Consider the following 12,172-nt stretch of genomic DNA (forward strand, 5'->3'; position numbering starts at 1 on the left):
TTGGCACCCTGCCCGGCCATGCCGTCTCCCCGCTATATGGACCTCGCCTTCGCCGCCGCCGAGGCCGCCGCCGCGCGCGGCGAGGTGCCGGTCGGCGCCGTCGTCGTCGATCCGGCGACGGGCGCCGTGCTCGCCGCCGCCGGCAACCGGACGGAGGAGCTGTGCGACCCGTCGGCCCATGCCGAACTGCTGGCGATCCGTGAAGCCTGCGCCGCCCGCGGCCAGCCCCGCCTGCCCGGCTGCGACCTGTATGTGACGCTGGAGCCCTGCGCGCTGTGCGCCGCCGCGATCAGCTTCGCCCGTATCCGGCGGGTCTATTACGGCGCCTACGATCCCAAGGGCGGCGCGGTGGACCATGGCCCGCGTTTCTTCACGCAGGCCACCTGCCACCATGCGCCGGAGGTCTACAGCGGCATCGGCGAGACGCGGGCGGGCGCCCTGCTGCGCGACTTCTTCAGGCAGCGGCGCTGAAGCTGCGCCGGATCGGTTTCCGTAACATCGTTTCTGTTGTTAGAAATATAAAAACAGGAAGTCATCCATAAACGAACCCGGGATCCATCCCAATAGCTCGGATGAAAATCTGCCGACCCCACACAACCTGGTGCGTCGTTCTTATAAAAACAGTATATTCTGTTAAGTGTTTGTTCAGCGAATATATGCCAGAGATGTGCTGACCGCTTCCAGCCATCAGGAGTTACGAATGTTGTCGTTCCGCAAGCCGCAGGACAATCAGGCTGCCGAAGAGTTGGCGCTGCTGGGCCGCCATGCGGGCGTGGGGCTGTGGGATGCGGTGATCCACAATGGCGATCCGATGCACGCGCAGAGCCGGTGGCACTGGTCGCCGGAATTCCGCCGCCTCGTCGGCTTCGGCCATGACGACAAGGCCGGCTTTCCCGACAAGGTCGGCTCCTGGGCCGACCGGCTGCATCCCGACGATGCCAAGCCGACCTTCGACGCCTTCATGGCCTGCCTGAACGACCGCAGCGGCCGCACCGGCTATGACGTGAATTACCGGCTGAAGGTGAAGGACGGCAGCTATCGCTGGTTCCGCGCCATCGGCGGCGTCGCCCGCGACTCCAGCGGCCTTGCCCTGCGCGCCTGCGGCTCCCTGATCGACATCGACGCCGAGCGCAACGAATTGGAGCGGGCCAAGCTGCTCGACCGCCATGCCGGCGTCGGGCTATGGGACGCGGTCTTCCACAACGCCGACCCGATGCATGCGCAGAGCCGCTGGCACTGGTCGCCGGAATTCCGCCGTCTTGCCGGCTTCGACCGCGACGACAAGGCCGGCTTCCCCGACAAGGTCGGGTCCTGGGCCGACCGGCTGCATCCCGACGACGCCAAGCGCACCTTCGACGCCTTCATGGCCTGCCTGAACGACCGCAGCGGCCGCACCGGTTACGACGTCGATTACCGGCTGAAGCTGAAGGACGGCAGCTACCGCTGGTTCCGCGCCATCGGCGGCGTCGCCCGCGATGCGAACGGTCTGGCGCTGCGCGCCTGCGGGTCGCTGATCGACATCGACGCGGAGAAGCTGGCCGAACTGCGGCAGGTGGAGATGGACGGCGAGCGCCGCCGCAGCGTCACCTCTCTGGCCGAATCGCTGGACCGCGAGGTGGGCACCGCCGCCGACCGCGCCACCGCCAACGCCCAGACCGTCGCCGCCGCGACGGAGGAACTGTCGGCCTCGATCTCCGACATCAGCACCCGCGCCAGCGAGGCGTCCGGCGCCTCGCTGAAGGCGTCGGAGGAGGCGACCCGCACCAACGCCGCGGTGGAGGCGCTCGTCACCTCGGCCGAGCGGATCGGCGCGATCACCAAACTCATCAACAGCATCGCGTCCCAGACCAACCTGCTGGCGCTGAACGCCACCATCGAAGCCGCCCGCGCCGGCGAGGCTGGCCGCGGCTTCGCCGTCGTGGCGAACGAGGTGAAGTCGCTGGCCCAGCAGAGCGGCAGCGCCGCCGACGACATCGCCGCCCAGATCGCCTCGGTCCAGCAGGAGGCCCTGCACGCGGTGGACGCCATTCGCCGCATCGGCGCCATCGTCTCCGACGTCCAGCAGATCTCCACCACCATCGCCGCCGCCGTGTCGCAGCAGGAATCGGCGACCAAGGAGATCGCCCACAGCGTCACCCGCGTGGTCCGCGACATCGAAGTGGTGTCGCAGAACATCGCCACCGCGTCGGAACGTCTGCGGGCTTAAATGCGGAAATGAAAAGGGGGCGCAGCGATGCGCCCCCGCATCTCCGTCGAACCGGGAAGCCGCGACCTATGTCAGGGAGATGCGGTCAGGATGGAGCGGACATCGGCAAGAAGACGCTCGGCGTTGGCAAGATGCTTGGCCGCACGTTCGCGCGTCACATCCGCCGCAGGTTCCTCGTAATCGGTCAGCAGGCGATCACGCAATGCCGCCGCCAGCGCCTGGGCGTGCTCCATCGGCATCAGGCCGGGTTTGGCGACATGCTCGAAGAAAAGGGCCTGTACGCCGCGATGCGACTTCGACCCGAAACCGTACCGGGTCAGGATCGCCAATGCGGCCAATTCCATCGCAAGATGCGCACGATTGACGCTGTCGCGCGGGAACCCGCCTGAATAGAGCAGTCTTGCCGCATTCAGAGCCTCTTCGGCCCGGCCCAGACGCGCCAGAGGCTCGATGGTTCCGCTCACACCGGAACTCCCTGCTCCCGCACCGTCCGGATCAGCGGGTGCTGGGACGTGCGCAATGTCTGCGCCGACCAGACGAAGGGCTGGACGACCCTCCCCGCTTCCATGGTCGGCACGAAGGCGATGTCCATGACGCGGTCCGCCTCCTCCAGCGGATCCGCCGGTTCGTCCTTCAGGATCACCGCCAAATCCAGGTCGGATTCCTCGGTGTAATCGTCGCGTGAGCGCGACCCGAACAGCAGGATGGATTCCAGACGGGAGCCGAAGACGGCTTCGGCCCCCTGGCGGAATGCGGCGATGGCCGCGCGGGTCTGGGGAGCGGTGTCCATACCGGAGCAAACGGCATCTGTTGGGACCAAGCCCAAAATAGCCCTTCCCGGACTATTTTTGTAGCTCCCTTACCGCCCCACCGCCCGCCAGCCGATGTCGCGGCGGCAGAAGCCGTCCGGCCAGTCCAGCGCATCCACCGCCTTGTAGGCCGCCGCCTGCGCCTCGGCCACCGTCGGCGCCAGCGCGGTGACGCCCAGCACCCGGCCGCCGACCGACAGAACCCGGCCATCCTCGGCCCGCTTGGTGCCGGCATGGAACACGGTCACGCCGTCCACCGCCCCGGCCTTGTCCAGCCCGCGGATTTCCGTGTTCTTGGCGTAGTCGCCCGGATAGCCGTTGGCCCCCATCACCACGCACAGCGCGGTTTGGTCGTGCCAGCGCAGGTCGATGCTGTCCAGCACCCCGTCGGCCGCCGCGACCAGCGCCGCCAGCGCGTCCGACTTCAGCCGCATCATCAGCGTCTGGCATTCCGGGTCGCCGAAGCGGACGTTGAACTCCAGCGTCTTCGGCACCGGGCCGTCCGGCGTCCGCATGATCATCAGGCCGGCGAACAGCACGCCCTTGAAGGGCTTGCCTTCCGCCGCCATGCCCTTGACCGTCGGCAGGATGATCTCGCGCATCACGCGGTCCTGCAGGTCGGGGGTCAGCACCGGGGCCGGGGAATAGGCGCCCATGCCGCCGGTGTTGGGGCCGGTGTCGCCGTCGCCCACCGCCTTGTGGTCCTGGGCCGAGGCCAGCGGCAGCGCGTTCTCGCCATCGCACAGCGCGAAGAAGCTGACCTCCTCGCCGTCCAGGAACTCTTCCACCACCACTTCCGCCCCGGCGGCGCCGAAGCGGCCGCCGACCAGCGCGTCGTCGATGGCCTCGAACGCCTCCTGCTCGGTGCGGGCGACGGTGACGCCCTTGCCGGCGGCCAGACCGTCGGCCTTCACCACGATGGGCGCGCCATGCTTGCGGACATAGGCCTTGGCGGCTTCCGGATCCTTGAAGCGCTCGTAGAAGGCGGTGGGCACCCCGTATTTCGCCAGGATGTCCTTCATGAAGCCCTTGGAGCCCTCAAGCTCCGCCGCCGCCGCACTCGGCCCGAAGGCCTTGACGCCCAGCGCGGTCAGCCGGTCCACCAGCCCCAGCACCAGCGGGCCTTCCGGGCCGACGACGACGAAGTCGATGGCGGTGTCCTGGACGAAGCGCACCAGCGCATCCACGTCCTCCGACCCGATGGGCACCAGCGTGGCGACGTCGGCGATGCCGGCATTGCCCGGCGCGCAATAGAGTGCATCGCACAGCGGCGAGTTGGAAATGGCCCAGCAGAGCGCGTGCTCACGACCGCCCGATCCGACGACGAGGACTTTCATGGGGTGGCGCTCCTTCCGCCTTGTTGCGATCTGCGCGCCTTGTATCATGGCGGCGCCCCAACTCAAGAGCGCCATGACGTCCGAAAACGCACCCCTCATCGCCCCCGAACCGCGCCCCGGCTCCAACCTTCCGGAATTCACCGTCGGCGACCTCGCCCGCCGGCTGAAACGCAGCATCGAGGAGGAATTCGGCTTCGTCCGCGTCCGCGGCGAGATCAGCCAGCCGAAGAAGCACAGCTCCGGCCATTGCTACATGCGCCTGAAGGACGACACCGCGGTGATCGAGGCGGTGTGCTGGCGCGGCACCATGGCGAAGCTGGCGGTCCGGCCGGAGGAAGGGCTGGAGGTCATCGTCACCGGGCGGATGACCACCTACCCCGGCCGCTCGCAATACCAGCTGATCGTCGAGTCGATGGAGCTGGCCGGCGAAGGCGCGCTGCTGAAGATGCTGGAGGAGCGCAAGCGCCGTCTGGCGGCGGAAGGGCTGTTCGACCCCGCCCACAAGAAGCGCATCCCCTTCCTGCCCGACGTGATCGGCGTCGTCACCTCCCCCACCGGCGCGGTGATCCGCGACATCCTGCACCGGCTGAACGACCGCTTCCCCCGCCATGTCCTGCTGTGGCCGGTCGCCGTCCAGGGCGAGCGCGCGGCGGCCGAGGTGACGGCGGCCATCGAGGGCTTCAACCGCATCCAGCCGGGCGGGCGCATTCCCCGCCCCGACCTCATCATCGTGGCGCGCGGCGGCGGTTCGCTCGAAGACCTGATGGCCTTCAACGAGGAGAATGTCGTCCGCGCCGCAGCAAGCAGCGCCATCCCGCTGATCTCCGCCGTCGGGCACGAGACCGACACCACCCTGATCGACTTCGCGTCCGACCTGCGCGCCCCCACCCCGACCGCCGCCGCCGAGATGGCGGTGCCGGTGCGCGGAGAGCTGATGGCCCAGATCCTGGACGACGAGCGCCGCCTGCTCGCCTGCGCCTCGCGCGCGGTGGAGGACCGCCGCAACCGGGTGGAGGGGCTGGCCCGCGGCCTGGGCGACCCCCGCGCCCTGCTGGAAGGCCATGCCCAGCGGCTGGACGACCGGGCCGAACGCCTGAACCTCGCAGCAATGGCCCTGCTGGAACGGCGCCGCACCCGCGTCGGCGAACTGGCCGCCAAGCTGCGCCACCCGCGCGAGAAGCTGGCCCAGGCGGAGCAGAAGCTGGCGTCGGAAAGCCGCGCGCTCGACTCCGCGCTGCGCCATGCCGTGACCACCGCAGCCGGCCGCTTCGACCGCATCGCCGGCCGGCTGTCGTTGTCCCCGGCCCGGGTGAAGCAGGAAGAGGGCGCCCGCCGCATCGCCGACCTGACGCCGCGACTGGACCGCAGCTATGCCAAGGGGGTTGCCGACAAGGCGGCCAAGCTGGCGTCGCTCGGCCAGCTGCTGGAGAGCTACAGCTACAAGGGCGTGCTGGCCCGCGGCTTCGCCCTGGTGGAGGACCGCGACGGCCGGCCGGTCACCCGCGCCGATCAGGCGACGCCGGGTCTGGCCGTCAACATCGTCTTCGCCGATGACGCCAAAGTTGCTGCAACCATCGACGGCGGCGCGCCCAAGGCGGACGTTAAGACCGAGGCGAAACCCGAGCCGAAGCCCGAGCCGAAGCCGGAGAAGAAGGCCAAGCCGCGCGTGGCGCCGGTGCAGGGCACGCTGTTCTGACGGCATAGCCCTGCCGTCCGCTGCCATCTGTCGCAGGCAGCACCCCTTCCCAGGCGGCAGCCGCCGGGACTAAAGCCATCGGCTTCACCGGCCCGCTTCGGACGATCCGTGGCGGGCCTCCTCCCGATGGCCGATTCATGACCTCTGCTCCGCGCGACTGCGACGTCCTGGTGATCGGGGGCGGGAATGCAGGGCTCTGCGCCGCCATTTCCGCCCGCCGGTCCGGCGCCGCCGTCACCCTGCTGGAGAGTGCGCCCAAGGCGCTGCGCGGCGGGAACGCCCGCCATTCCCGCAACTTCCGCGTCATGCATGACAATCCGACGCCCTGGCTGCAGGGCCGTTACCCGGCACAGGATTACTGGTCCGACCTGGAAGCCGTGACGGACGGTGCGGCCGACGAGAGGCTGGCGCGCCTGTTGATCGCCGAGTCCGCCGGGATCGTCGGCTGGATGGGCGGGAACGGCGTGCGGTTCCAGAGCGGCGCCGACGACGCCCTGCCCTATTCGCGCAAGACCGCCTTCTTCCTCGGCGGCGGCAAGGCGCTGGTCAATGCGCTCTACGCCACCGCCGAGGGGCTTGGCGTCACCATCCATTACGACAGCGATGCCTGCGCGCTTCACGCGAAGGACGGGCTGCCCTCCGTCACCGTCCGCCATCCCAAGGCGATGCGCGTGATCCGGGCGCGGGCGGTCGTCGTCGCCTCCGGCGGGTTCCAGGCGGACCGCGGCTGGCTGCGCGACGACTGGGGCGACGCGGCCGACCGCTTCGTGATCCGCGGCACCCCCCACGCGACCGGCACCATGCTGAAAGCGCTGCTGGAGGACGGGGCGCGGCCGGTGGGGGCCGCCGGCCACTGCCACATGGTCGCGGTGGACGGCCGATCCCCCGGCTTCGACGCCGGCATCGTCACGCGGCTGGACGGAATCGCCCATGGCATCGTGGTGGACCGCGACGGCCGCCGCTTCGCCGACGAGGGCTCCCACACCGGGCCGACGCGCTTCTCGGCCTGGGGAGATCGTGTGGCGCGCTGTCCGGGCGCCGTCGCCTTCTCGGTCTTCGACTCGGCCATCGAGACGCGCTTCCGCCCCTCCATCTTCCCGGCGGTCCGCGCGGAGGGCATCGGCGAACTGGCGGTGAAGCTGGGCATCGACCCGGCAGCGCTGGAGGCCACTGTGACAGGCTTCAACGCCGCCATCGGCGACGACGGCTCCGCCATGGGCATCCAGCCGCCGAAGACGCGGCTGGCCACACCGATCCGGGTGCCGCCCTTCGGCGCCTACCCGATGCGGGCCGGCGTCACCTCCACCTGCCTCGGCGTGCGGGTCGATGGACAGGCGCGGGTCCTGCGGGAGGATGGTCGGGCCATGGAGGGCGTCTTCGCCGCAGGCGTCATCATGGCCCCCAACATCCTCGGCCGCGGCTATCTGGCGGGGAGCGCCATGTCCATCGGCGCAGTGTTCGGACGCATCGCCGGCCGGGAGGCCGCGGCCTATGCCCTGCACTGACGACAGCCCCGAGCGGATCGCGGCGGAGGCGCGGCGGGCGCTGGAGATCTGCAACGCCTGCCAGTACTGCAACGGCTATTGCGCCGTGTTCCTGGCGCTGAAGTTGCGGCGGCAGGTCGGGACGGCAGACATGCTCTTCCTGGCGAACCTCTGTCACAGCTGCCGGTCCTGCTATCACGCCTGCCAGTACGCCCCGCCGCACGCCTTCGCTGTCAACCTGCCGAAGAGCCTCAGCCTGGTCCGGCAGGATTCCTACCGCGACCATACCTGGCCGCCGGTCCTGCGGGGGCGACTGCGCTATTCAGGGCGGGCAGTCGTCGTCGTCGCCCTGCTGGCGGTCGCGGTCCTCTCGCTGGCCGCCTTCCTCGCGGTTCCGCCGGAGACACTGTTCGGGCAGCATGCCGGCCCCGGCGCCTTCTACCGGGTGGTGCCGTGGGAGATCATGGCCGGACTGGCCGGACTCGTGATGCTGTGGTCGCTGCTGGCCATCGGCTTCAGCGTCGCCGCCTTCTGGCGCAGCATGGGGCCGGCCCCCTCGGGCGTGCCGCTGCTGCCGGTGCTGTGGGAGACGCTGCGCGACGCCGCCACCCTGCGCAATCTGGGCGGGGGCGGGGCCGGCTGCGACGGTAGGGACGGCGGGCTGTCCCAGGCGCGGCGGCGCTGCCACCATGCGCTGTTCTATGGCGTGGCGCTCTGCTTCGCCGCCACCGGGGTCGCCACGCTGTACGACCATCTGCTGGGCTGGCAGGCGCCCTATCCGCTCTTCAGCCTGCCGGTCCTGCTGGGCAGCCTGGGCGGCGCCGGAATGATTGCCGGGACGGCCGGGCTCGCCCTGCTGAAGCGCCGCGCCGACCCCGGACCGGTGGCGGCCAGCGTCACCGGCGCCGACTATGCCCTGTTGCTGCTGCTGTTCCTGACGGCAGCCAGCGGATTCGCCCTGCTGGCTCTGCGCGAGACGGCGGCGATGGGACCGCTGCTGCTGGTCCATCTCGGCATCGTGCTCGGCCTGTTCGCGACTCTGCCCTACGGCAAGTTCCTGCACGCCCCGTTCCGCGTCGCCGCCCTGCTGCGGGCGGCGATGGAACGGCAGGCCGAAGCCCGCGACCGGCCCCGCGCCTGACGGACAGGGCGGGACCGTCGCGGCCCTGCCTCAGACCGGGCCGGCGAAGCTCCAGCGCAGGGTCTCGCCGCTGCGGAAGGGCAGGACCGCGTCACCCTCGCTGACCAGGATCAGGTCGGGGGCGACCGACGGACGGCGCTCCAGCGCCACGCGCTCCTCGCTGACCGGCATGTTGTAGAAACGCGGACCGTTGATGCTGGCGAAGGCTTCTAGCTTGTCGAGCGCCCCGGCCTCGTCGAAGGCCTCGGCATAAAGCTCCAGCGCATTGGCGGCGGTGAAGCAGCCGGCGCAGCCGCAGGCGGATTCCTTGGCGGTGACGGTGTGCGGCGCGGTGTCGGTGCCCAGGAAGAACGGCCCCTCGCCGGAGATCGCCGCCTCGACCAGGGCGACCCGGTGCGTTTCGCGCTTGGCGATGGGCAGGCAGTACAGGTGCGGACGGATGCCGCCCTGGAAGATGTGGCTGCGGTTGATCAGCAGATGGTGCGCGGTGATGGTGGCGCCGATCCGGCCGCTGGCGGCATGCGCCCGCACGAACTGCACGGCGTCGGCGGTCGTCACATGCTCCAGCACGACGCGCAGGCTCGGGTGCCGCTCCAGCAGCGGGGCCAGGATGCTGTCGATGAACACCGCCTCGCGGTCGAAGATGTCGACCGACTGGTCGGTCACCTCGCCATGGATCAGCAGCGGCATGCCGATCTCCGCCATCCGCTCCAGAACCGGAGCGAGGCGGCCGATGTCGGTGACACCATGGGCGCTGTTGGTGGTGGCGTTGGCGGGATAGAGCTTGGCGGCGGCGAACACCCCATCCTTGAAGCCCTGCGCCAGATCGGCGGCGTCGGTGCCGTCGGTCAGGTAGGCGGTCATCAGCGGGGTGAAGGCGACGCCGTCCGGCAGTGCCGCCAGGATGCGCTCGCGGTAGGCGACGGCATCGGCGGCCGTGGTCACCGGCGGCTTCAGGTTCGGCATCACGATGGCGCGGCCGAACTGGCGGGCGGTGAAGGGCAGAACCGCCTTCAGCATGGCGCCGTCGCGCAGATGGACATGCCAGTCGTCGGGACGGCGGATGACAAGACGGTCGTTCGGCATGGATCGGGGTCCCGGCGCTGCTGTCGTAGGGGGCGGTGAGCTTGGACGACGTTCTATCGCCATCGCCGCCGCATCTCAACAGAGGCGGTCCGGTTGCCGGGACAGGCCGCCCACCCGCCGGCCGGCGTTGGCGGGTGGGCGGCCGTCCTGCAGAGGCGTTACTGGATGTTGGTCGAGGTCTTCACCCCCAGGATGCCGTCGATCTTCGCGGCCTGCTCGGCGGTCACCGGCTTGCCGCCGATGGAGGCGAGCTGCTGGCGGGCGTCAGCCACGGCCTTGTCGCGGGCGGCGCTGTCCTTCAGCGCATGGGCGGCCAGCATCTGCTCGTGGTACTTGCCGAGCTGGGCGGACAGCTGGTCGCTCGGCTTGGCGCCCAGCTCCTTGGCGACGGCGTCGGCCTGGGCCTTGGTCACTTCGGCCTTCGGCGTGGCGGCGACCTGCTCATGCTTGGTCTTGCCGGCGTCGGCCTTGGTGGCATCGGCCTTGCCAGCATCCGCCTTGGTGGCGTCCGCCTTCGGGGCTTCGGCCTTGGTGGCTTCGGTCTTGGTGCCCTCGCTCTTGGTAACCGCCTTCTGCTCGGCCTTCGGGGCCGGCGTCGCGGTGGTGGAGTCGGTCGTCGCGGCGGGGGCCGGCGTCGCCGGAGCGGCCGGCGCGACCGTTGCCGCACCCGCGCTCAGCACGGGGGCCGTCGCCATCAGGGCGACAAACGCAAAGGTCGAAACGGACGAGCGGATACGCGACCCAAAGACGGTGCCGGACATTTGGTTTCTCCATTTCGGTGAGCGATCCTCGTTGCGGGATCGTGCTTAGATGAACGCGGCCCCGCTGCTCTTCATTCCACGCCATTCCAAAAAATTTTCGCGGGCCCCGAAAATTTTTTCCCCGCCTTTTTGGGCGCAGGTGACGGGGCCGGCGAAAGGGGCTAGAAAACGCACGCTTTTCCTATCCAAGCGCGGACCTTCTCCGATGAGCCTGATCACGCCCCGCACCCCGCCCGGAACGATGGAGCTGCTGCCGCGCCAGCAGGTGGCCTTCCAGCGCATGCTGGACACCATCCGCCGCGGTTACGAGCGGTTCGGCTTCGTCCCCGTCGAAACCCCGGTGTTCGAGACGGTGGACACGCTGCTGACCAAGTCGGGCGGCGAGACGGAGAAGCAGGTCTATTTCGTCCAGTCCACCGGCGCCATCCAGCAGGGCAACAAGCCGGAGCTGGCCCTGCGCTTCGACCTGACCGTGCCGCTCGCCCGCTATGTGGCGGAGCATGAGCGCGACCTCGCCTTCCCCTTCCGCCGCTACCAGGTCCAGCGGGTCTATCGCGGCGAGCGGGCGCAGCGCGGGCGCTTCCGCGAATTCTACCAGTGCGACATCGACGTGATCGGCAAGGACAGCCTGTCCGCCCATTACGACGCCGAGATCCCGGCGGTGATCCACCACGTCTTCACCGAGCTGAATCTCGGCGGCTTCACCATCAACGTGAACAACCGCAAGATCCTGCTGGGCCTGCTCGACGGCCTTGGCGTCGCCGACGCCGACACCCGCGTGCTGGTGCTGCGCGAGATCGACAAGCTGGACAAGATCGGCCGCGACAAGGTGCGCGAGAGCCTGCTCGGCCTCGGCGTGACGGAGCATGCCGCCGACACCATCCTGTCGCTGATCGCCATGAAGGGCACCAACGCCGAGACTCTGGCCGCACTCGGCGCCCTCGACATCGAGAACGCCATTTTCCGCGAAGGCGTGGGCGAGCTGACCACCGTCATCGAGGGGCTGAACGCCTTCCAGGTGCCGGAGGGGACGGTGCGCATCAACCTCGCCATCGCGCGGGGCCTCGATTACTACACCGGCACCGTCTACGAGACCTTCCTGAACGACCATCCCGGCATCGGCTCGGTCTGCTCCGGCGGCCGCTACGAGAATCTCGCCAGCCACTACACCAAGTCGAAGCTGCCGGGCGTCGGCATCTCCATCGGCGCCACCCGCCTGTTCTACCAGCTGATGGAGGCCGGCCTCATCAAGGACGCCGCCCCCACCGCCCAGGTGCTGGTGACGCAGATGGACCCGGCCCTGTCCGCCGATTATTTCCGCATGGCCAGCGAGCTGCGCGCCGCCGGCATCAACACGGAAATCCAGCTGGACGGCGGCAAGATCGCCAAGCAGATGAAATATGCCGACCGCGCCGGCATCCCCGTCGTCCTGCTGATGGGCTCCGACGAGAAGGCCCGCGGCACCGCGACCCTGAAGCACCTGGTCAAGGGCGAACAGGTCGAGGTCCCGCTGGCCGAACTGGCCATGCGCGCGAAGGCGCTGCTGGAGGGGTGAGAGGAGCCCCGCCCTTAAACCCCTATTAACCATGAATCCCCTACCGTTCCGGCCGACACCGACCATGTGGGTCGGGCGGCAGGGGACACGCATCCGG

11 protein-coding genes are annotated in these 12,172 nt (G+C 69.5%); 6 read left to right on the forward strand and 5 right to left on the reverse strand.

Annotated features, from left to right (window positions below; translation table 11 throughout):
• Window positions 1-18 precede the first annotated feature (18 nt).
• The gene (locus tag AB8P05_RS04905; RefSeq protein ID WP_472759028.1) at window positions 19-471 is read left to right on the forward strand and encodes a nucleoside deaminase; all 453 of its coding nucleotides are present in this window, start codon (window positions 19-21) and stop codon (window positions 469-471) included.
• 229 nt (window positions 472-700) lie between these two features.
• The gene (locus AB8P05_RS04910) at window positions 701-2,206 is read left to right on the forward strand and encodes a methyl-accepting chemotaxis protein (RefSeq protein ID WP_472759029.1); all 1,506 of its coding nucleotides are present in this window, start codon (window positions 701-703) and stop codon (window positions 2,204-2,206) included.
• A gap of 71 nt (window positions 2,207-2,277) precedes the next feature.
• Here AB8P05_RS04910 and AB8P05_RS04915 read toward each other — a convergent pair whose 3' ends face one another.
• The 3 genes from AB8P05_RS04915 to purD all read right to left on the reverse strand — a co-directional run bounded on the left by AB8P05_RS04915 (window position 2,278) and on the right by purD (window position 4,352).
• On the reverse strand, window positions 2,278-2,670 hold the full coding sequence (locus AB8P05_RS04915; protein WP_472759030.1) for a HEPN domain-containing protein: 393 nt from the start codon (window positions 2,668-2,670) through the stop codon (window positions 2,278-2,280).
• Window positions 2,667-2,996 carry a nucleotidyltransferase domain-containing protein gene (locus AB8P05_RS04920; RefSeq protein ID WP_472759031.1) on the reverse strand — a complete coding sequence of 110 codons (330 nt, stop codon included), beginning with the start codon at window positions 2,994-2,996 and terminating at the stop codon, window positions 2,667-2,669. The genes AB8P05_RS04915 and AB8P05_RS04920 overlap by 4 nt, the downstream gene beginning before the upstream one ends.
• Before the next feature lie 69 nt (window positions 2,997-3,065).
• Window positions 3,066-4,352 (reverse strand): phosphoribosylamine--glycine ligase, encoded by a 1,287-nt coding sequence (purD, locus tag AB8P05_RS04925; RefSeq protein ID WP_472759032.1) that lies wholly within the window; start codon window positions 4,350-4,352, stop codon window positions 3,066-3,068.
• 73 nt (window positions 4,353-4,425) lie between these two features.
• On the opposite strand from purD, the gene xseA reads away from it, so the two are divergent.
• The 3 genes from xseA (at window position 4,426) to tcuB (ending at window position 8,673) form a co-directional block, all read left to right on the forward strand.
• The gene (gene xseA, locus AB8P05_RS04930; RefSeq protein WP_472759033.1) at window positions 4,426-6,048 is read left to right on the forward strand and encodes an exodeoxyribonuclease VII large subunit; all 1,623 of its coding nucleotides are present in this window, start codon (window positions 4,426-4,428) and stop codon (window positions 6,046-6,048) included.
• Window positions 6,049-6,185: 137 nt separating this feature from the next.
• Complete coding sequence (tcuA, locus tag AB8P05_RS04935) at window positions 6,186-7,553, forward strand: FAD-dependent tricarballylate dehydrogenase TcuA (protein ID WP_472759034.1); 1,368 nt, start codon at window positions 6,186-6,188, stop codon at window positions 7,551-7,553.
• Window positions 7,540-8,673 (forward strand): tricarballylate utilization 4Fe-4S protein TcuB, encoded by a 1,134-nt coding sequence (gene tcuB / locus AB8P05_RS04940; RefSeq protein ID WP_472759035.1) that lies wholly within the window; start codon window positions 7,540-7,542, stop codon window positions 8,671-8,673. The genes tcuA and tcuB overlap by 14 nt, the downstream gene beginning before the upstream one ends.
• Before the next feature lie 30 nt (window positions 8,674-8,703).
• On the opposite strand, the gene pyrC is transcribed toward tcuB, so the two are convergent.
• Window positions 8,704-9,759 carry a dihydroorotase gene (pyrC, locus tag AB8P05_RS04945; RefSeq protein WP_455172158.1) on the reverse strand — a complete coding sequence of 352 codons (1,056 nt, stop codon included), beginning with the start codon at window positions 9,757-9,759 and terminating at the stop codon, window positions 8,704-8,706.
• Between the two features lie 158 nt (window positions 9,760-9,917).
• Window positions 9,918-10,454, reverse strand: coding sequence for a hypothetical protein (locus AB8P05_RS04950; RefSeq protein WP_472759036.1), 537 nt, complete (start codon window positions 10,452-10,454; stop codon window positions 9,918-9,920).
• Window positions 10,455-10,725: 271 nt separating this feature from the next.
• On the opposite strand from AB8P05_RS04950, the gene hisS reads away from it, so the two are divergent.
• On the forward strand, window positions 10,726-12,075 hold the full coding sequence (gene hisS, locus AB8P05_RS04955; protein WP_472759037.1) for a histidine--tRNA ligase: 1,350 nt from the start codon (window positions 10,726-10,728) through the stop codon (window positions 12,073-12,075).
• Window positions 12,076-12,172 lie beyond the last annotated feature (97 nt).

Source organism: Azospirillum sp. VT-I1, assembly GCF_055698305.1.